The organism is Streptococcus acidominimus, assembly GCF_001921825.1.
Lineage (GTDB): Bacteria > Bacillota > Bacilli > Lactobacillales > Streptococcaceae > Streptococcus > Streptococcus acidominimus.
Genome location: NZ_MSJL01000038.1, coordinates 1 through 21,026 on the forward strand (window position 1 = coordinate 1; position 21,026 = coordinate 21,026).

Genomic DNA, 21,026 nt, shown 5'->3' on the forward strand with positions numbered 1-21,026 from the left:
ATGAAAATAGCTTTATTCCAGCTAAGAACTCAAAACATCACAGATTGACGGAAGAGGAAAAGCAACTAAATCGTGAGATGGCAGCGATTCGTATCCAAATTGAGCATTTCAATGCGAAGTTTAAGACTTTTCAAATCATGAAACAAGACTATCGTGGTCGGAGAAAACGTTTTGAAATACGTGCTGAGTTAATTTGTAGGATTATTAATTTTGAAACCAAGTAGTTACCGAACAAGTCTACTAACTCCTTTCGTTCACTCAAGGCGCAACACCAGCACTCTTTCCTAGGTATTCAAAATCGGTATCGCTTTTCAAATCCCCTCAACTACTATAAACTGTTCATATACTCAATCCTCAAAATAATTGCGGATAGACTTAACCTGTTCGACAGATTTTTTAAAGATAGCAGCTGTTGTGTCCGAAGACTTGACAAAGGCACGTTTCGGCAAGCTCATTGCTTCTTTCAGCAGACTTTCAGCCGAGCTCTCATCCTTGATATGTTCCCGTCTGAAATCATAGGATATTTTCAGATCAAGGTAGTATTCGTAGACCCTGCGCCCAAAGTTTTCTGCGGAAATGTCATACAATTTTTTCGCTAGGTGATGCGGGCTCATCGTCGGCGTCACTAAAATCGCATCTAAAACCGCGTCTGCCAACTCTGCCTCGTGCTTGTACAGGGTTCCAAACATCTTGTCGGTCACAAGATTTTCCAAATAGGGATTGCACTCTGCAATGATGGGCGTCCCGGAAGCAAGACTTTCAAGATAGGTCAAGCCCTGCGTTTCACTGGTCGAAGCTGAAATGAAGAAATCCGCCGCCTTATAGTAGAGGGCTGTTTCACTCGGTGCAATCATTCCAGTCATCAGAATCTTGTCCTCTAACTGCAAGGCTGTGATTTGCTCTGCTAAATCCTGAGCGTAAGGGCCACCGCCCGCAATGACCAACTTGACTTTTTCATTTTCTGAAAGGATGCGTGGCATGTCTGCGATAATAGCCTGAATATTTTTTTCATAGGAAATCCTCGATAGACTGAGCAACATGGTTTCCTCAGGCTGAATCCCCAATTGCTCCCGCAATTCGGCTATCGCTTCTGGCGTAATTTCTGGGCGGTCAAACTTTGCCAATTCAATTCCTGTCGGAATGACCCGCTTTGAAATTCGGACATTGTATTCTGTGAGAAGATTTTCCACAATTTCGCTGGGGCAAATCACCCCATCTAAGTCGTTCAGAAAAGCACGCACCAGATATTTGACCATACTGGGACGAATCAATTTTCCTTTGGCGATATAGCGGACATAGTCCTCATACTGGGTATGATAGGTATGAACGACTGGAATATCCAATTCCCGCGCAATCATTTTCCCCAGTATTCCCAAGGAAAATTCTGTGTGGGTATGAATGAGGTCTAAGTTATAACGCCCCGCAATTTTCAAGGCATCAGCAAAGCCACGATAAGCGACACGCCGATCCTTAAAGGCAAAGAAAGGGACGCTTGGAATCCGAATAATATCCCAGTCCTCATAACGATTGACATCCTTATCTGTCGTGGTAAAGATAAAGACACGGTGTCCCTGCTTTTCAAGTTCGGTCTTGAGGGTCTTAATGGATGTTGCAACCCCTGATACCTGCGGAAAATAGGTGTCTGTAAATAGTCCAATTCTCATCTATAACTCCATTACTTGACGATAGGCATCAACTAGTTGATGCGCCACCTTGTCCATTGAGCGACTTTCTGCCACTCGGTAACCAGCCTCTCTCTTGTCTACTTGTTTATCCAATATTTTCTGGATAGAGGCAACAAAATCATCAACCGTCTGTCCCAATTCGGCACTGGTTTCATCAATCCACCCCTCGTAGACGGGAATGTCACGCAAGACCACCTGTTGGTGGCTGGCGAGGGCTTCTAGGACAACAATCCCTTCTGTTTCCTCATAAGATGGGAAGAAAAAGGCATTGGCACCGCTCATGGCTCCTTGAAAAACAGCTCCCTTAAAATAGCCAGGAAAAGACACATTTGCTGGATGATCCCCTTCAATAATCTTACGAATATAAGAAGGTATAATCCATTTATTAACACTGCCTAGCCAAATAAAACGGACATGGGGCATGCGTTCTGCTACTTTCACAAAATCTTCAATGCCCTTGCGGCGGAAATACAGTCCTGCACAGACTACCACGGGTTGATCTTCGGTCAGACCAAAGTGCTTGCGAAAAATTTCTTCCTTGCGAGGGTCTTTTTGGTATTTCTCAAGGTCAATCCCATTTGAAACAGCGACAATCGGAGTGGTGACACCATAGCCTTGAATCAATTTCTTTGAATATTCAGACGGTGTAATCACAAAATCAGCCTGCTGGTACATACTCGCCAGGTATTTCCCCACAAAAGGAGCTAGGAGATTAGAACCAATAAAAGAATTGCGAAAATCTTCCATGGTCGAATGTCCATGCAAGATCACCTTCTTCCCCCGTCGCTTCGCTGCCTGCAACAAGAGCCAGCTGCGAGGACCGTAGGTATTGATGTGAACCACATCATAATCTCCTAACAAATCGGTCGTGTAGGGAATCCCTGCCAAATCAAGCGCCTCCATCTGGTGATAGAGGGCACGCCCGATACCTGATTTTTCTAAAACCGTCTTTCCTTCTAAATACAATAGCACTTTCATGCCCCTATTATACCATATTATCCCTTTTTTCATGATGCTAAACTGTCAACGCTCAAGAGGACAAGCTAGTTGGTTGAGGACGTAGCTGTTGCGGGTCATGCTTGCTTACGGATACAGGAAAGTGACTGTTAATACATGAAGAAGTACGCTTTGAGTTCTTTACGGGCTGGGTATCTTGGGAAATTGAACTCGAGCTAAGAGCCCTGTAAAAAAGAGCGATAACTGTTTCAGTTTTAGCTGATGATGGTTCTTTAGGAAATAGGCTGAAAACCTCCACTGGAGCTTTTCACTCGTCAAAACTCCTATTTTTACTTTGCTCGCTTCCACAATCTGGGAATAGACTGTGGAAGGTTGGAGATAAAACAAGTGTCCTCGTGTCAAACGCCCTTGTATCTTGTATAATTGAGTTCAGCCTAAAACCTCGGAAAAAAGAGATACAGGTGTTCTAGCTTTAGCTAGTTACACCTGTGGCTACCTTTAAGGATAAACATTCCTAGAAGCTACTCTTCTTCGTTATGTTTCCTATTTTTAATAGCTTTTGCAGCTTCACATCTTATGTAACTGAACACGCCCTAAACTCTGTGCGAAAAAGACAAATCTTCCTAGCTTCAAAGGTATAGTATACCTTTGGAGGCGGGAAATAGAAGTTTGCGAAGCAAACTCTCGTCTAAAAGCTCTGCGTCAGATTTCCTATTTTCGCTTTGAGTTCTTTACGGGCTTTGTATCTTGTTTAACGCTCTCGTATCTTATTTAATTGAACTCGAGCTACAACTCACTGACAAAAAGACCAATCTCATTGGTTGCAAGACAACCTGCTTCGATTGTCTATTTTGTCTAGGAGTTGTTTAACGCTCTCGTATCTTAAAAAGCCAGGCATTGCCTAGCTTTTTCTGTTCTCTATTCTTATTTGGTTGATCTACGCTCTTTTATGCCGTGGTTCAGGATCACCTCGCGTGTGTCCAGCTCTTCCTTATGCATAATCTTGGTCAACATCCGCATCGCAATCGCACCGATGTCATACAAGGGTTGGCTGATAGAAGTCAGATTTGGATTTGTAAATTTAGTAACCAATGAATCGTCACTCGTAATAATCTCAAAGTCTTCTGGAACCTTGATGCCCTTATCAACAATCCCGTTCAACAATCCAGCCGCAATCTCATCTTCTGCTACATAGGCTGCTGTTGCACCTGCGTTCAAGATACGATCCGCAAGGGCATAGCCCTCTTCATACTTGTATTTTGATTCAAAGACAAGGCCCTCGTTAAAGTTCAGACCATTTGCTTTCAAACCTTCCTTATAGCCTGCGAAGCGGACTTTTCCATTGATATCATCCACCAATGGACCGGATACAAAAGCAATGTTTTCATTGTTTTTAGCCAACAAATCTACTGCTTCCTTGCTTGCTTTTGCATAATCGATATTGACACTTGGCAATTGATGCTCTAAGTCAACTGTTCCTGCAAGCACAATCGGTGTCCGAGAACGAGAAAATTCTGCACGGATTTTATCCGTCAAATGGTAGCCCATGAAAATGATACCATCAACCTGTTTTGAAAACAGCGTATTGACCACGTTGATTTCTTTTTCATCATTTTCATCACTGTTTGCAAGGACAATATTGTACTTGTACATATCCGCAATATCATCAATTCCTTTAGCCAAGGTTGCAAAATATGCATTGGCAATATTTGGAATGACCACCCCAACTGTCGTTGTCTTCTTACTTGCTAAACCACGTGCTACGGCATTTGGTCGGTAGTCCAAGCGATCAATCACTTCCAATACTTTTTTCCGCGTGTTTTCCTTTACATTCTTATTACCATTCACCACTCGACTGACTGTTGCCATCGAAACCCCAGCTTCACGAGCAACGTCATAAATAGTGACTGTATCATCAGTATTCAACATAATCGTAAGTTCCTTTCACTTTCTTTTTTTATGAAAATTACGCTTTCACCCTCCTTATAGTCTATCATTTTTTGAAATCCCTTTCAAGAGATATCCCGCATTTTTTTGAAAAGTTTTGAGAAATGAGGAAAATGATTGCAAAACAGAAAAACACTTCCAGCTTAGCTCCATTTGATAGCCTATTCTCGCACTATCATCAAATGAATTTACTTTAAAATAAGAGACTAAGGAGCTACAATATTTTGGTGAGACAAGTCAAAAATGACGAATATCAAAGTTCATTCAAATGACTATCTTTTCTCTTCTAGCTCTGTCATGATAAATTCTTGATTTTTTCTGCCTTTTCTGACACAATGAAACAAATAGAAAGAAGGTACTCTTATGACCAAAATCACTGATATCCGCTCGCATTTGCAAACTGCTAATTTGGACATGGCTGTCTTTTCTGATCCTATCTCTATCCATTATCTAACAGGTTTTTACAGTGATCCGCATGAACGCCAGATGTTCCTTTTTATCCGTCCAGAAGGTGAAAATCTCCTCTTTGTACCAGCGCTTGATGCAGAACGTGCACGAAAAAGTCTCAACTTTCCAGTAGTCGGCTATATGGATTCGGAAAATCCTTGGGAGAAAATCAAGGCTACTCTACCGGAGCAGGATTACAGACAGATTGGGCTTGAGTTTGACCACCTCATTCTCACCAAGTACCAAGGCTTAAAAACTGTGTTTGAAAAGGCAACATTTGACGATCTGACACCCGTCATCAACCGTATGCGCCTCATTAAATCAGCTGATGAAATTCAAAAAATGATGATTGCTGGAAAATGGGCAGATCGGGCTGTGCAAATTGGTTTTGAAGCGATCTCGCTCGATAAGACCGAAACCGATATCATTGCAGAGATTGAATTTGCCATGAAAGGTGAGGGGCTTGAGATGAGTTTTGAAACCATGGTCTTGACCGGCACCAACGCCGCCAATCCCCACGGGATCCCTGGAACGCATAAAGTGGAAAATAATGCCCTCCTCCTCTTTGATCTCGGTGTCATGGCAAATGGCTATGCCAGCGATATGACCAGAACGGTTGCGGTTGGTCAGCCTGATCAATTCAAAAAGGACATCTATGCCCTCACTCTTGAAGCCCAACAAGCTGCCCTTGCCATGATTAAGCCGGGAGTGACTGCCCACGAGGTAGATCGTGCAGCCCGTCAAGTCATTGAAAAAGCTGGTTACGGCGAATATTTCAATCACCGATTGGGACACGGAATCGGTATGGATGTACATGAGTTTCCATCTATCATGGAAGGAAATGACCTTGTGCTTGAAGAAGGCATGTGCTTCTCTGTTGAACCCGGCATCTATATCCCGGGTAAGGTCGGTGTCCGCATTGAAGACTGTGGTCATGTCACCAAGAACGGCTTTGAAGTATTTACCAGCACCAGTAAGGATTTGTTGTATTTCAAGTAATATAGTATTTCGTTTATCTTTTGTAATTGATACTCACAAGAATCCTCTTCCGTCTTTTAGGAGGAGGATTTTTTAGTGCATCTGCAAGTCTTCCAGACTCCTTTTTAATGTTCTATCTCCAAACCTATGTTATATAATATAACATACATATCATTTTCCCATTGACGAATCAATTGGATACCTGTATAATGAGTGTCAAAATTGGAAAAATATACGGAGGTGTATCCAGATGAAGAAGACTACTAGATGTTCATTTAATCATCATGAATTTCGCTATTACAGTATCCGCGACCTTGTTGCCCAAGAGGGCAAGGATGTCGCACAGCTTCCCTATACGATCCGTATCTTAATTGAAAGTTTACTTAGAACATACGACGAAGAAGATGTTACAAAATATCACCTATTAAACTTAGTGAATTATAATGCTAAGGATCCTAGCGGAGAAGTCCCCTTCAAACCGAGCCGCGTGATTCTCCAAGATTTCACTGGGGTTCCTGTCGTTGTTGATCTAGCTTCCATGCGCGAAGCAATGATCGCCCGCGGTGGCGATCCTGATTTAATCAACCCTGAAATTCCAGTTGACTTGGTCATTGACCATAGTGTACAGGTCGACACCTATGGCTGCAATACAGCTTTGGAAGATAATCTCACTTTGGAATTTAAGCGAAATAATGAACGCTATGAATTTCTCAAATGGGCTGAAAACTCCTTTAACAATTACCGCGCTGTCCCGCCTGCAACAGGCATTATCCATCAGGTCAACATTGAATTTTTGAGCGACGTTATCATCAAAAAGGACGGTCTCCTCTATCCTGATTCTATGTTTGGAACGGATAGCCACACGACCATGATCAACGGAATCGGTGTTCTTGGTTGGGGCGTAGGAGGTATCGAGGCTGAAGCTGCTATGCTGGGAGAGGCATCTTATTTCCCTGTCCCAGAAGTTATCGGTGTACGCCTCACAGGTCGTCTCCCTAAGATTGCAACAGCGACCGATCTAGCCCTCACCGTCACACAGGTTTTACGACAAGAACAGGTCGTTGGCAAATTCGTCGAGTACTTCGGTCCGGGTCTTGCCCATCTAAGCCTCGCAGACCGAGCAACCATTGCCAACATGGCGCCTGAATACGGTGCGACCTGCGGTTATTTCCCTATTGATCACGAAACCCTAAACTATATGCGCCTAACCAATCGTAGCGAAGAGCATATCGCCCTCACTGAATACTACGCTAAGATAAATGACCTGTTCTACAATCCAGATATTGAGCCAACTTATACTAAGGTCATTGAGATTGATATATCCAGTATTCGTCCCAGTATCGCTGGACCAAAGCGTCCACAAGATTTGATTGACCTAGCAGATGCCAAGGCAGCCTTTCAAGCTAGTATCAGTCGGGAGGCTGATACACAAGGATTTGGTTTGACGCCTGAAGAGTTAGATAAGACAGCCCATGTCACCATTGACGGAGAGCATTTCCCAATCAAAACAGGACATGTGGCAATCGCTGCCATCACCTCTTGTACCAATACCTCCAATCCCTACGTCCTCATGGCTGCTGGGCTCCTCGCCCGAAATGCTGTCCAAAAAGGGCTAGGCGTAGCTCCAACGGTGAAAACCTCTCTCGCTCCGGGCTCTAAGATCGTCTCTGCCTATCTACATGATTCAGGTCTCCAAGCCTATCTAGACAAACTCGGCTTTCATGTCGTAGGCTACGGCTGCACTACCTGCATTGGCAATTCCGGCAATCTTCGTCCCGAAGTGGCACAGGCTATTACGGACAGCGACCTGCTTACCTCTGCTGTCCTATCCGGTAATCGAAATTTTGAAGGTCGAATCAATCCCCTCGTCAAGGCTAATTTCCTGGCTAGCCCACCCTTGGTCGTTGCCTACGCCCTTGCAGGAAGCACTACTATTGACTTGACTAGAGAACCTGTCGGCTTTGACGCCAATAATCAACCTGTTTATCTGGCTGACATCATGCCGTCTAGTCAAGAAATCGAAAGCTATGTCAACCAGTATGTCACCCGTGACCTCTTTGAAAAAGAGTATAGCCACGTCTTTTCAGATAGCGAGAAATGGAATCAGATTCCGATCACGAAAAGCAAGAGCTACCAGTGGAATACACAGTCGACCTACATTCAAAACCCTCCCTATTTTGATCATTTAGAAGATGACTTATCGATTAGTCCTCTGCTCAACCTGCAGCCACTCGCAAAATTTGGGGATAGCGTCACTACGGATCATATCTCTCCTGCTGGTAATATCGCGCGCATCAGCCCGGCTGCTCGCTACTTGAATGAGCATGGTGTCGACTATATGGACTTTAATTCCTACGGTAGTCGCAGGGGAAACCACGAGGTCATGATGCGTGGTACCTTTGCTAATATCCGGATCAAGAATGAACTAGCCCAAGGAAAAGTGGGTGGCTTTACCTCCTACAAGGGGGAGATTGTTTCGATTTATGATGCAGCTATGGCCTATCAGGCTGAAAATATTGGAACCATCATTATCGCTGGCAAGGATTATGGCATGGGCTCAAGCCGTGACTGGGCTGCCAAAGGTTCTGCCCTACTGGGTGTCAAAGCAGTATTAGCCGAAAGTTTTGAGCGCATCCACCGTTCCAATCTCGTCATGATGGGGATTGCACCACTCCAATTTTTAGAGGGAGAGACAGCCGATAATCTTGGTCTAACTGGTTTTGAACGCTACGATATTCATCTTCCTGAAACACCGGGCATTCAAGAAATAGTAGATATTGTTGCACACGGAGAACATGGAGACATTGCCTTTCAAGCCCTGCTACGCTTTGATGCGGCAGCAGACATTCGCTACTACCAAAATGGAGGCATTTTACCCATGGTCGTCCGTAAGAAACTCGCTGCCTCTATGGCTCACAGATAAGTATGGAAAGGAAATCCTATGGTAGAAGAAAATGGATTAAAGGATTTAATCGCTTGTCATACCCGCATCAGCTCGATTATCGATGATCATCTAGCCTATGCAGGCTATGACATTTCAGAACTAATGGACAATCAGGCTTCCTTTGAAGAAACCATCTATCTCCTTTGGAACTTACGGCTGCCTACTGCTAGCGAGTACGAGAAGTTCACTAGCGAATTGCGTGCCAATTATGAGATTAGTGATGCAGTCGAACAATGTATCCTAATCCAGTCCCGCAAACACCTCCATCCTATGAGTGTCTTACGCTCAACCGTCAGTCTTCTGGGTGTTTACAATGTCCATGCCGAAGAACGCTCCCTAGAGGCTACCTATGAACAATCCATTCAGCTGATGGCAAAGATTCCGACAATTATCGCAACCTTTGCCCGCTTGCGGAATGGACAAACACCGATTGCACCGCGTAACGACCTAGGATTTGCAGAAAATTTCCTCTATATGCTGACGGGAAAAGAAGCTCAAGCAATCGAAATCGAAGCCCTCAACAAGGCCTTGATTTTGCATGCTGATCATGAACTCAACGCCTCCACCTTTGCAGCTCGCGTCTGCGCATCAACCCTGTCGGATATTTATTCCTGCGTTACAACTGCTATTGGTACCTTGAAGGGACCGCTCCACGGAGGAGCCAACGAACGCGTTTTTGATATGTTACAGGAAATCCGTGCCTGTGGAGATACCGAGGCCTATCTCCAACAAAAATTAGCCTCACAAGAGAAAATCATGGGCTTTGGCCACCGCGTCTATAAAAAGCAGGATCCAAGAGAAAGCTACCTCCGCCAAATGGCAAAGGAATTGACCCAGAAAACGGAACATGAAATCTGGTACCAACTCTCTCGTGAAATTGAAGACTATATGAAACATAGCAAGGGCTTGATTCCAAATGTTGATTTCTATTCAGCAACGGTCTACCATGTCCTTGGGATTGACAGCTCCATCTTTACCCTGATTTTTGCTATGAGCCGGGTAGCAGGCTGGATTGCCCATATTCAGGAACAACAAGGCTTTAACAAATTGATTCGTCCCCGTTCTCACTACCTAGGACCTGAAAAATTGTCCTATATTCCCCTAGAAAGGAGAAGCTATGCCTGATAAGATTTATCTAGAAAAAGGACAGCTCATTGTACCTGATCACCCGATTATTCCCTATATCGAAGGTGATGGAGTTGGACAAGACATCTGGTTGCACGCACAAGCCGTCTTTGACCATGCAGTCGAGCGCGCCTATCAAGGGCGAAGAAAGGTAGCATGGCTAGAGGTCTTGGCTGGCAAAAAAGCCTATGATAGAAAAGGGACTTGGCTACCTGAAGAAACCCTTTGTCATATCAAAGACCACCTCATTGCGATCAAAGGTCCACTGGAGACCCCTATCGGGGGTGGGATCCGTTCGCTCAATGTTGCCCTTAGACAGGAACTGGATCTCTATGCCTGCGTGCGACCGATTCGCTACTTTAAGGGAATTGACAGTCCTCTCAAAGAGCCAGAAAAGACCCGCATCACTGTCTTTAGAGAAAATACCGAGGACATCTATGCCGGGATTGAATGGGAGGCTGAAACAGCAGAAACAAAGAAGGTTATATCCTTCCTCCAATCTGAAATGAAGGTCAATCAGATTCGTTTTCCAGCTACCAGCAGTATCGGGATTAAACCCATCTCGATTGAGGGAAGCGAGCGGATTGTACGCGCTGCGATTGACTATGCCCTCGAAAACAAGCTGTCTCAAGTCACACTGGTTCACAAGGGGAACATCCAGAAATTCACTGAAGGAGGCTTTCGCAAATGGGGCTATGAACTAGCCCAGCGAGAGTACAGCCAGTTTATCGAAAGCGGACAGCTGTCTATCAAGGATATTATTGCAGATAATTTCTTCCAACAAGCCCTGCTCCATCCTGAACAATTTGAAGTAGTGGCCCTCACCAATCTGAATGGTGATTATGCTAGCGATGCCCTTGCTGCCCAAGTTGGAGGAATCGGGATTTCTCCTGGCGCCAATATCAACTATCAGACTGGGCATGCTATTTTTGAAGCTACCCACGGTACCGCACCAGATATTGCAGGAAAAAATATAGCCAACCCTTGCTCTGTCCTCCTTTCTGGAGCCATGCTCTTTGCCTATATCGGCTGGCAGGATGTCGCTGAACGTATCCAAGCAGCTATCGCCAGAGCATTAGAAGCCCAAGAAATGACCGCTGACCTAGTCACCACTTCCAAGACACCATCACTCAGTACCAGCCAATTTACCGAGCGATTACTAGCATATCTCTAACAGGCTATCCACAGACTATGTTGACAAAAACTTCCTTTTCTTCATTTCCAACCTCCAACAGGCTGTCCACAGACTGTATTGACGAAAACTTCCTTTTCTTCATTTCCAACCCCAAACAGTCTCTCCACAGACTGTACTGACGAAAACTTTGTTTTCTTTATTTCCGACCTCCAACAGTCTCTCCACAGACTGTATTGACGAAAACTTTGTTTTCTTTATTTCCGACCTCCAACAGTCTCTCCACAGACTGTTGGAGCTAGTACTAAAAGTAAACTAAATAACTATATTTTTTCTCCAAAAAGTCTTGACATTGACGCAAGGTCAACTTGTATAATAAGATTGTGAATGAGAATGATGTGTGCTTCTCATTCCTATCTTGCAAGATTATTAACAAAGGAAGACAGACATGACCTATTCGATTCGTCAATTGGCAAACCTATCAAGTATCAGTACCCGCACTCTGCGCTACTACGAAGAAATAGGATTGCTACTGCCAACTCATAAAAATGAGGGCGGCTATCGCTTCTATGGCGAGCAAGAAGTGGATAGGCTCCAGCAAATTCTCTTTTACAAGGAACGGGGCTTTGAACTCAAACAAATCAAGGATTTCCTTGATCGGAAAGATCTGGACCCATTGAGGAGCTTAGAAGACCACCTGGCAGATCTCCATGCCAAAAAGGAGAGAATCGAAGCCATGATTGAAAACCTTATGCGCACAATTCAAGCACAGAAAGGATATAGATCAATGACCGCAAGTGAAAAATTTCAAGCCTTTAAGGATCGTCTCATCCAAAAAAATGAGGCAACATACGGAACGGAACTCCGTGAAAGATACGGAGACGAGGAAGTAAAGCAGGCCAATCAACACTTTGCCCAGATGAGCGAGGAAAACCACCAAGGCTGGCAGGAGTTGGATCAAGAGATTAAGCAGCTGCTCCAGAAAGCCCTTGCTGAAAACTGGAAACCAGAAGATGAAAATCGCAGGAAAATCGTCCAACTCCACAAAGAATGGCTCCAAGTTACAGACAAGCACTACTCTGCTACAAAACATATCGGCATTGCCCAGCTCTACATAGTTGACGAGCGCTTCACTGCTTACTATGATGAAGCACAGCAAGGTTGCGTTGCCTTTCTCACAGATAGCATTCGCTACTGGGCAAAGCTGATAGACTAGCACTCTCAAATAGCAGCTTCTTCCAGCACGAACGCAGTTTGCCGAACAGCCCTTCTACCTTTGGTGTTGAGCAGGATGTTCGCTAGCTTCAGATTGAATATGCCTGAAACACTATTGTTTCAGGCATTTTTTAGCAGCTCTTCATCGCTTATTTAGTGGAATATTATTTGCCTGCATTCTGGCTCCTATCGGTTGAAAATCGAACGGGAGTTCCTCAAACAAAGTATCCATTTCATTTTTAAAAAGAAACATAGAAAATAGAGTGAGGACAGGTGTTACTGCCTCACTCTATTTTCTATTAAAAATTACGTTTTGAGCTGTTATAGCCATAGCGCTCAACAAAGTCTTCACGGAACTCTAAAAGATTATCCTCCATAATGGCTTGGCGAACATTCCGCATCAGTTTTAGTAAGAAGTAAAGGTTATGGTAACTGGTCAGGCGGATACCAAACGTCTCATCAGCCTTAAGTAGGTGGCGGAGATAGGCACGTGTGTAATTGCGACAGGTGTAACAATCGCAGTCATGATCAAGCGGGGTAAAGTCTTCTGCAAACTGTGCATTTTTCACCACCAAACGACCCTCACTAGTCATACAGGTTCCATTTCTAGCAATCCGTGTCGGTAAGACACAGTCAAACATGTCTACCCCACGAATAACACCGTCAATCAAACTATCCGGTGCCCCAACCCCCATAAGGTAACGCGGTTTCGTTTCCGGTAGCAACGGCGTTGTGAAATCAAGCACAGCATTCATCTCTTCGTGGGATTCTCCCACAGCCAGTCCTCCGATAGAATACCCCGGGAAGTCCATGCTGACGAGGTCACGAGCAGACTGACGGCGCAGATCCTCAAAACCAGCTCCCTGCACAATCCCAAACAGCCCTTGATCCTGCGGACGGCGGTGAGCTTTTAGACCACGCTCTGCCCAACGACTGGTGCGCTCAATTGATTTTTTTACATAGTCATAGGGCTGATAGAATTGGGGACATTCGTCAAAACTCATCATGATATCACTACCTAGATTATTCTGGATAGAGATTGCCTTTTCAGGTGATAGAAACATTTTAGAACCGTTGAGGTGATTTTTAAAGGTTACACCTTCTTCGGTGATGTTTCGGCTATCAGCCAAGGAGTAGACTTGGAAACCACCGCTATCTGTCAAAATCGCTTGGTCCCAGTTCATGAACTTGTGTAGGCCTCCCGCCTGTGCAATCAGTTCATCTCCCGGACGAAGCCAGAGGTGGTAGGTATTGGATAAAATAATACCTGACCCCATTTCTTTCAGTTCTTCTGGCGACTGGGTCTTCACCGTTGCTTGGGTACCCACTGGCATGAACATAGGGGTTGGAAAGGTGCCGTGGGGCGTAATAATCTCCCCCAAACGCGCACCCGTGTGCTTTTCTTTTTTTATCAATCGATATTGAATCGGTGATGTCATCTGATACCTCCCACTAGGAAAAACAGTCCTAGGTATTTATAGTCGTTTCGTTTGCTTTTAGCTCAAGTTCAGTTAAACAAGATACGAGGACGTTAAAAGTACACATTGAAAATAGGAAATACGACGAGTGAAAAGCTCCTGTGGAGGTTTTCAGCCTATTTCCTAAAAAAACATCATCAGCTAAAACTAAAACAGTTCTCGCTCTTTTTTGCACAGCTCGTAGTCCTAGTTCAATTACACAAGACGAGTTAACGAAACAATCAAAGATAAACGAAACGGCTATGTCTTGTTTAAATGGTTTCTCTTGATATAGTCGTTTGATTTCCATTTCCTACTAGCTCAAACAGGCTAGGGTGAGACTGCTTGAGCTAGGAAATGAAGAAAACAAAGTTTTCGTCAAAAATCACTGCTAGTTGCCACTCTTTAAAAATCAAAAAGAGACTTTACCAAAAATCTTGATGTCATTGAGAAAGGAAATAACGATATTCTACAAAATGAAACCTGCAAACTCCTCTAGTCTATCAAAAAAAGACTAGCTTGTCACCTCATATTATGCTACACTATGAGAAGGAGGTTTTTATGTTTTCAATTCTACAAATTCGTGCCAAGGCACGCCAAACAATCGCAGAGACACCTGGAGCCTATCTCCTTGCTCTCATTCCCATCATTCTTAACATCATTATTCAACTAATCGCTTCAGCACAATCCAATAGTTGGGCCTTACAACTGGCAAGTAACCCAACTCCTGACCTATCTTTTCTCATCAGCTCATCAGCCTTTCCTTTCTTATATGGAATTTTAGCTGATTTAATGACCTTATCAATCTCTCTTGCTCTTTTTCAAGTCATCTACCACTATCGGGACAGTGTCAACTTCAAGGACTCTTTCACCTTGTTTAGTCACCAACAGTTTGGTAGCATCTTGGCTACCTATCTATTAAAATCCCTCTTTCTTTTCCTTTGGGGCTTGATTTCCGTCATTGGCTTTTCCATCATGTTTGGTGGACTCATCGTAGCTTTCATGGCAGCTATCTTCAATCAACCATCAGAAGATATTGTTGCAGTTGCTGGGACACTGATTCTCATCGGATTGCTCATAGGAATCGCAGGGATTGCTCTCCTACTTCCGCAAGTCTATGCCTATTTCCTCGTGGAACCTCTGTTGTTTGATCAGCTAGCGCAGGATACCTATACTGGACCATTTGCTGTCATTAAGGAGAGTCGCCGTTTGATGAAGGGGTATAAAATGAAAGGCTTTATCCTCAATCTCTCCTTTATCGGCTGGGAAATCCTAGTAGCCCTTAGTTTTGGAATCGTGGGAATCTACGTCATTCCTTACTACTGTGCTAGCCACATGCACTTCTATCAGGCAGTTCTTGACGACCGTGCCATGAAAGAAAAACTTTTCCAAGGCACCATGCCCTAACTAAAAGAGACTAGACAGAAAGTCTAGACTTGTAACAATATTTAAGTTAAAATAGCTTGCCGCAGTGGTTGCTTCAACAGCTATGATGCCGTTGACGGTGGTAAATGAAACTTACAGAATCATTCAGGTTGAAGAAAAAGTTCATTTTCTTCAACCTTTTTACTCTTTTTAAGAAAGAAAAACTCTTAGAAACTGCCTCAAGTCAACATTTCTAAGAAGAGAATAAAGCGCTAATGACCTCTCACAAGCATCAACCATCTACCATTTCTGATTTCAAATAGACATCCACCATTTTCTCTGTTGCTTCAATGGAATCAATGTGGGTACGCTCGTAAGAGTGGCTAGATTCGATTCCTGCACCAAGTAAGGCGTGTTTGACATCTGCGCCTGCGTGCATGGCTGCTGAAGCGTCTGAACCATAGTAGGGATAAATATCGAGTTTATAAGGAATTGTATGCTCTTCAGCGAGGGAAACCAGATGTTGGCGCAATTCGTAATGATAGGGACCTGACGCATCCTTGACACAGATAGACACGGTGTATTCATCCGTCTGCTGGTCATCTCCCATCGCCCCCATATCAACTGCCAAGTATTCTACGACCTGTTCCGGCAAGTTGGAGTTGGCTCCGTAGCCGATTTCTTCATTATTTGAAAAATAAAAATGTGTCGTATACGGTAGGATGATGCCTTCTTCCTGATAGACCTTGAGCAGGTGTAGCAAGATAGCAGCGGATACCTTATCATCCAAGTGACGGCTCTTGATAAAACCACTTTCTGTTATCACTGTCCTCGGGTCAAAGGAAATAAAATCCCCGACATCAATGCCCAAGGCGCGTGTTTCTTCTGCAGAAGTCACTTTCTCATCCAGGCGAATTTCCATATTCGTCTGATTACGCTCTGCTGTTTTGGCGTCAGCATAGACATGGACAGAGGTCTGGTGCATCAGAATCGTTCCTGTATAGGTCTTGCCATTTTTTGCTACATGAATCAGGCAGTTCTCCCCTTCAATAGAGGGATAGCCAAAGCCACCGATCAGATCCATCTTCAAGCGACCGTCTGGCTTAATCGCCCGCACCATAGCTCCCAGAGTATCCAAATGCGCTGTTACAACCCGGTGCTTGCTCTCGTCTGCTCCTGCTAGACTCACCATGACACCACCTTTAGCAGTTTTTACTGCCCGGTAGCCCAAGCCTGCAATCTCCGACTGGATATAATCCATAATGGCTCTTGTGTAACCTGTTGGTGATGGGGTGTTGGTCAATGTCACAAGGTAATCAAGTGTATTCATATCTTACTCCTTTTGTCTACAATCTATTTTTCCTACTAATACCACTATACCATGTTTGCCCACTTTTTTGTTATAATGAAAGCATGAAAACCTACGAAAAAATTTACAGGATATTGGAACATGCAACAGACTATGTCAGCGGGGAAGAACTGGCTCATAGATTGGGAATTTCAAGAACCTCTGTCTGGAAAGGCATACAGCAATTAGAAAAGCAGGGACTCACCATCAAGGCAGGCCCCAATCGCGGCTACCGCTTAGAACAAGGTGATCTATTGCTTCCCGAGGAAATAGCGCAAAACCTAAATATCCCTGTCCACTTGACAAAAGATAGCACATCAACACAGCTGGATGCAAGACGCGGTATCGAGCGACAAGATCAGAGCCCTGCCCTCTACCTAGCCCCCTCTCAAGCCCAAGCTCAAGGACGGTTTGGCAGAAGTTTTTTTACTGCTGAAAGAGGCGGTATTTACATGACCTTACGCCTACGCCCCGAGGCTAGTTTTCAAGACTTGAAACCCTACACCCTCTTTACTGCAGCGGCTATTGTCAAGGCTATCGAACAGCTAACCAGCATTCCAGTTGCCATCAAATGGGTCAATGATATTTACCGCGACGGAAAGAAGATCGCTGGTATTTTAACCGAAGCAATTTCCTCCGTCGAAGCCCAAGTTGTGACCGATATGATGATTGGGGTCGGATTGAATTTTCATTTGCCTGACTTGCCCGAAGAACTATCAGAAACCGCAACCAGCCTCTTCACAGACACACCTCCTATCACGCGCAACCAGTTGATTACGGAGATCTGGCGAATCTTTTTCACGACCAGTGAGGAAGAATTATTGGCCATCTATAAAGAAAAATCACTTGTCCTAGGCAAACAAGTGACCTTCTCTCAACAAAACCAGCACTACTGCGGAGTAGCTGTTGCCATTACCGATACCGGAGCGCTTCAAGTCCAGCTAGACAACGGCAGTCTTAAAACGCTCTCAAGTGGCGAAGTCAGTCTATCTTCTTGGTCAGATTCTCCAAGACCTGAATGACCTTACTCACCCGATAGCTCAAGCGAAGATTGCGTATGACAAAGAATCCGTAAATGCTAGCCCAAAAATAATTACCTGCTAAGAAAGCCTCATTCATCCAGTAGGTGGCAAGGGCTGTCGTTATCGCAAGAAAGATAAATTTTGTTACTCTCATAGTCCTAGTATACCAAAAAATCAGCCGTTAAGCTGATTTTTTTCGTGTTCCTCTTTCTGATACTCTATAAAAAACTGGCTAAAGCTGAAACAGTTATCGCTCTTTTTTGCACAGCTCGTAGTCCTAGTTCAATTACACAAAATGAAATAAAAGTAAACTGAGAGACTCTAAATCTAATCCTCTACAATCGTGACATCATCTGCCAAGAATTGGAAGGCTTCTGGTACAATTGGCTCTTCTTCAACTTCGGGTGCAGCTTCTTTTTGTCCTTTCGCCTTGATTGAAAATTCTGCACGAATGGTCAACCAATCCTCATGTGCAATAGCCAAGATATGGGGCGAAAAGCCTGCTGCCTTGCTCAAGATATTGCCAAACATGGCATCCAGATTCTCCCGCTTCATGGTCTGCTCAGCATTAAATGCCGATTCAAAGGATAGGATAGCATGGTGTTCATTCGCCGCAACAGGCTGAGAACCTGCCAGCAAGGCCTTATCTGCCCCTGATAGGCTTTCAATGATTTCACCCCAAGCATTTTGCAGGCGGGTCAAATTCTCCCGTGCTAGACTTGGATTTTCCATGGCTTCCTGTAAAATCGAGTGAACCTTATTGGTGTCTGGACGGTATTTCTTACTGGTCTGTGGTTTACGCGAAACGGGCTTGACCTCTACTGCCTGCTTCCCAAGGCTCGCTAACTGCTGTTGCAGAGCTTGAACCTGATGTTGCAAGGCTTGAATTTGCTCGCGCAGATTGTCTGGGATAGAGCTTGCCTCTTGACTGATCTCTTGTTCTGATACATCTGCCAACCGAATGGTCATCATTTCCACATAAATCTTAGGCTGGGGGCTGGTTTTAATATCTGCTAAAGAGCGCGTAACCGTCTCAATCATCGCAAAAATCCGCTTCTGCTCCATTTGGAGGTTCTCTGTAAAAATCGGGCTTGGATGCGGATTTTCCCCACCCGTCTGTACGATCAACAAATCCCGCAAATAATAGAGAACGTCCGTTGTAAAACGAACCATGCTCTTTCCATTATCAAAAATGGTCTGTAAATGAGCCAAGGCTGTCGAAGCGTCTTGGGTTCGGAGGCTTTCCATATAAGAATCGAGGGCTTTCAGACCAATAGAGCCCGTAATCTCTTCAGCTACTTCTAGGGTCAAATCATGGGCTGCACTAAGGCTAAGCGCCTGATCTAAAATCGACAAAGCATCGCGCATGCCACCCTCGGCACGACGAGCAATCATGGCGAGTGCCTGATCATCAAAACCGATCTTTTCTTGGTGGAGAATGTGCGCCAAATGGTTGGCAATGTCTGTCACCTTAATCGATTTGAACTCAAAGCGTTGAACCCGTGACAAAATCGTCGCCGGAATCTTATGTAGCTCGGTAGTCGCAAGGATAAAGACCACATTTTCTGTCGGCTCTTCCAAGGTTTTCAGGAGGGCATTAAAGGCTCCTGTCGAGAGCATGTGAACCTCGTCAATGATATAGACCTTGTAACGGGCAAGACTTGATGCGTAGGTTGATTTATCACGAATATCACGGATTTCATCAACCCCGTTATTTGAGGCAGCATCAATCTCAATCACGTCCTCCAAACTGCCTTCGGTAATCGCCTCGCAGATATAACATTCATTACAAGGCTCTCCACCTACTTGGTTGGGGCAGTTCATGGCCTTGGCGAAAATTTTAGCAGCAGATGTTTTTCCTGTTCCCCGAGGGCCTGAAAAGAGATAGGCATGACTGATTTTTTCTTGTTCAATCGCCTGCTTGAGGGTGGTTGCGACCACCTCCTGCCCGACCATTTCTCCAAAGGTTTGGCTACGGTATTTCCGATAAAGGGCTTGATACATTAGTTTTTCTCTCCAAACATGGCAAAATTCCAATCCGTCCCCTCCACTAAGAGAGCCACGAACCGTTCCAAATATTCCCTATCAATGGCATCATAATCTGCCACCAAGCGAGAATCTAAATCGAGTACACCGAGCAATTGACCATTTTTCATCATGGGCACAACAATTTCAGACAGAGCTTTCGCATCACAGGAAATATAGTTGGCATGGGTTCGCACATCGTCTACGATAATCGTTCTACCTTCTTCCGCCGCTTGTCCACAGACACCTTTTCCAAGCGCAATATGGACACAGGAGACGCCGCCTTGGAAAGGACCCAGTAGCAATTCTCTTCCATCAAACAAGTAGAAGCCGGTGAAAACTGAATTAGGCAGCGCCTGATTCAGGAGGGCTGAACTGTTGGACAAATTTGAAAGGGCATTGCGTTCACCCTCCAAAAGCCCTGAAAGCTGGGCGAGTAATAAGTCATAATGTGATTTTTTTTCTTGTTCTAACATAGTTCATATTATAGCACATACAAATCAAATAATAAAATCAGAGTTTATCAAACAGTCTCAAACCGTATCAATTTACATTTTTTCCGATAATCCTATTTTCAACTCTTTATCACTTAAAATCACATTTTATCAAAATAGATCTTATCCTCACTAATTTCTACTAAATGATTAACATCTACCCATAATTCTCTACTCAAGTTTGCATAAGTCTAATCACGAATTTTGTAATTTAAATCTGATTTATTTTCATACTGACTGGTTATCTTATAAAAAGCTATATCTCACCACCAAGGCTCATGGTCGTCTTTTTCCTCTAGAACCATCAACATACTCCACAAAAGTTAAAGCAACGCTATGCTCACTCATTGTCTCTATTACTACTCATCATCAAATAAGAAAGCCATATCTTCTTCACCGAAAAACTCTTCTACATCTTTAGGATTTGAGAAATTTATCCTCTTTCCTACTGATTTAGTTTCTACTAATCGTTGAAACATCTGCTCTCTGGTTTCTGTTTTCCTTAACTCAAACGGTAAGCCTTGTACCTCAACTGATTTTGCAAGAAACATAACAAAGGCGTCACCTACATTCGTTCCCAAGGATTGATAAATCTTTGTCGCTTCAGAGGACAACTCAAGATCTACACATTTTTGAAAAATTTTAGTTGCCATAATTACTTTCTCCTGCTGATTTGTTACTAATATTGTAGCATATTTCCTACTAATAAATAAGCAAACAAATACAACAACTTACATTTGGGCACCTCTAAAAACTTCAAGTAGTTGTTAAGTAAGCCCTATTTGTAAGCATTAATTCCAGTAAGCTTCGCTTTCGAAGCTTACTTTTTGCTTATTTTCCTATTTTTGGGCGCACTAAGCCCATGATGGCAATCCCAGTCGTTTG

At 43.9% G+C, this 21,026-nt stretch carries 17 protein-coding genes; 8 read left to right on the plus strand and 9 right to left on the minus strand.

The annotated features are described in order from the left end of the window. Positions 1 to 224: transposase family protein (locus tag BU200_RS07915; protein ID WP_142237035.1), on the plus strand; the 224-nt coding region annotated here is incomplete at its 5' end. Between the two features lie 123 nt (positions 225 to 347). Here the strand turns inward: BU200_RS07915 and BU200_RS07920 are convergent. The 3 genes from BU200_RS07920 to ccpA all read right to left on the minus strand — a co-directional run bounded on the left by BU200_RS07920 (position 348) and on the right by ccpA (position 4,568). Then, a complete protein-coding gene (locus BU200_RS07920; protein ID WP_075099650.1) occupies positions 348 to 1,664 on the minus strand; it encodes a glycosyltransferase family 4 protein in 1,317 nt (438 codons plus the stop codon). Then, positions 1,665 to 2,663: an LTA glycolipid anchor biosynthesis glycosyltransferase, IagA/BgsA family gene (locus BU200_RS07925; protein WP_075099651.1), complete on the minus strand. Its 999-nt coding sequence runs from the start codon at positions 2,661 to 2,663 to the stop codon at positions 1,665 to 1,667. 903 nt (positions 2,664 to 3,566) lie between these two features. After that, positions 3,567 to 4,568, minus strand: a complete 1,002-nt coding sequence (ccpA, locus tag BU200_RS07930) for a catabolite control protein A (protein ID WP_075099666.1) — start codon at positions 4,566 to 4,568, stop codon at positions 3,567 to 3,569. A 384-nt stretch (positions 4,569 to 4,952) separates the two neighbouring features. On the opposite strand from ccpA, the gene BU200_RS07935 reads away from it, so the two are divergent. The 5 genes from BU200_RS07935 to BU200_RS07955 all read left to right on the plus strand — a co-directional run bounded on the left by BU200_RS07935 (position 4,953) and on the right by BU200_RS07955 (position 12,431). Continuing rightward, positions 4,953 to 6,035 carry a M24 family metallopeptidase gene (locus tag BU200_RS07935; RefSeq protein WP_075099652.1) on the plus strand — a complete coding sequence of 361 codons (1,083 nt, stop codon included), beginning with the start codon at positions 4,953 to 4,955 and terminating at the stop codon, positions 6,033 to 6,035. 229 nt (positions 6,036 to 6,264) lie between these two features. After that, the gene (gene acnA, locus BU200_RS07940; RefSeq protein ID WP_075099653.1) at positions 6,265 to 8,937 is read left to right on the plus strand and encodes an aconitate hydratase AcnA; all 2,673 of its coding nucleotides are present in this window, start codon (positions 6,265 to 6,267) and stop codon (positions 8,935 to 8,937) included. An 18-nt stretch (positions 8,938 to 8,955) separates the two neighbouring features. Next, complete coding sequence (locus BU200_RS07945; RefSeq protein WP_075099654.1) at positions 8,956 to 10,083, plus strand: citrate synthase; 1,128 nt, start codon at positions 8,956 to 8,958, stop codon at positions 10,081 to 10,083. Then, on the plus strand, positions 10,076 to 11,257 hold the full coding sequence (gene icd / locus BU200_RS07950) for an NADP-dependent isocitrate dehydrogenase (RefSeq protein ID WP_075099655.1): 1,182 nt from the start codon (positions 10,076 to 10,078) through the stop codon (positions 11,255 to 11,257). The genes BU200_RS07945 and icd overlap by 8 nt, the downstream gene beginning before the upstream one ends. 406 nt (positions 11,258 to 11,663) lie before the next feature. Continuing rightward, positions 11,664 to 12,431, plus strand: coding sequence for a MerR family transcriptional regulator (locus BU200_RS07955; RefSeq protein WP_075099656.1), 768 nt, complete (start codon positions 11,664 to 11,666; stop codon positions 12,429 to 12,431). Positions 12,432 to 12,729: 298 nt separating this feature from the next. Here BU200_RS07955 and tgt read toward each other — a convergent pair whose 3' ends face one another. Further along, the gene (tgt, locus tag BU200_RS07960) at positions 12,730 to 13,869 is read right to left on the minus strand and encodes a tRNA guanosine(34) transglycosylase Tgt (RefSeq protein WP_075099657.1); all 1,140 of its coding nucleotides are present in this window, start codon (positions 13,867 to 13,869) and stop codon (positions 12,730 to 12,732) included. Positions 13,870 to 14,448: 579 nt separating this feature from the next. Between tgt and BU200_RS07970 the strand changes: the two genes are divergently transcribed. Then, a complete protein-coding gene (locus BU200_RS07970) occupies positions 14,449 to 15,294 on the plus strand; it encodes a DUF975 family protein (RefSeq protein ID WP_075099659.1) in 846 nt (281 codons plus the stop codon). 250 nt (positions 15,295 to 15,544) lie between these two features. On the opposite strand, the gene BU200_RS07975 is transcribed toward BU200_RS07970, so the two are convergent. Next, the gene (locus BU200_RS07975; RefSeq protein WP_075099660.1) at positions 15,545 to 16,582 is read right to left on the minus strand and encodes a M42 family metallopeptidase; all 1,038 of its coding nucleotides are present in this window, start codon (positions 16,580 to 16,582) and stop codon (positions 15,545 to 15,547) included. 83 nt (positions 16,583 to 16,665) lie between these two features. Between BU200_RS07975 and birA the strand changes: the two genes are divergently transcribed. After that, on the plus strand, positions 16,666 to 17,622 hold the full coding sequence (gene birA / locus BU200_RS07980) for a bifunctional biotin--[acetyl-CoA-carboxylase] ligase/biotin operon repressor BirA (protein WP_075099661.1): 957 nt from the start codon (positions 16,666 to 16,668) through the stop codon (positions 17,620 to 17,622). Here birA and BU200_RS07985 read toward each other — a convergent pair. The 4 genes from BU200_RS07985 to BU200_RS08000 all read right to left on the minus strand — a co-directional run bounded on the left by BU200_RS07985 (position 17,582) and on the right by BU200_RS08000 (position 20,794). Next, the gene (locus tag BU200_RS07985; protein WP_075099662.1) at positions 17,582 to 17,776 is read right to left on the minus strand and encodes a DUF3272 family protein; all 195 of its coding nucleotides are present in this window, start codon (positions 17,774 to 17,776) and stop codon (positions 17,582 to 17,584) included. The two genes, birA and BU200_RS07985, sit on opposite strands and share 41 nt — an antisense overlap. Before the next feature lie 173 nt (positions 17,777 to 17,949). Then, positions 17,950 to 19,626, minus strand: a complete 1,677-nt coding sequence (gene dnaX / locus BU200_RS07990; RefSeq protein WP_075099663.1) for a DNA polymerase III subunit gamma/tau — start codon at positions 19,624 to 19,626, stop codon at positions 17,950 to 17,952. Further along, positions 19,626 to 20,123 carry a GAF domain-containing protein gene (locus tag BU200_RS07995; protein WP_075099664.1) on the minus strand — a complete coding sequence of 166 codons (498 nt, stop codon included), beginning with the start codon at positions 20,121 to 20,123 and terminating at the stop codon, positions 19,626 to 19,628. The genes dnaX and BU200_RS07995 overlap by 1 nt, the downstream gene beginning before the upstream one ends. Positions 20,124 to 20,500: 377 nt before the next feature. Continuing rightward, on the minus strand, positions 20,501 to 20,794 hold the full coding sequence (locus tag BU200_RS08000; protein WP_075099665.1) for a type II toxin-antitoxin system RelB/DinJ family antitoxin: 294 nt from the start codon (positions 20,792 to 20,794) through the stop codon (positions 20,501 to 20,503). Between the last annotated feature and the right edge of the window lie 232 nt (positions 20,795 to 21,026).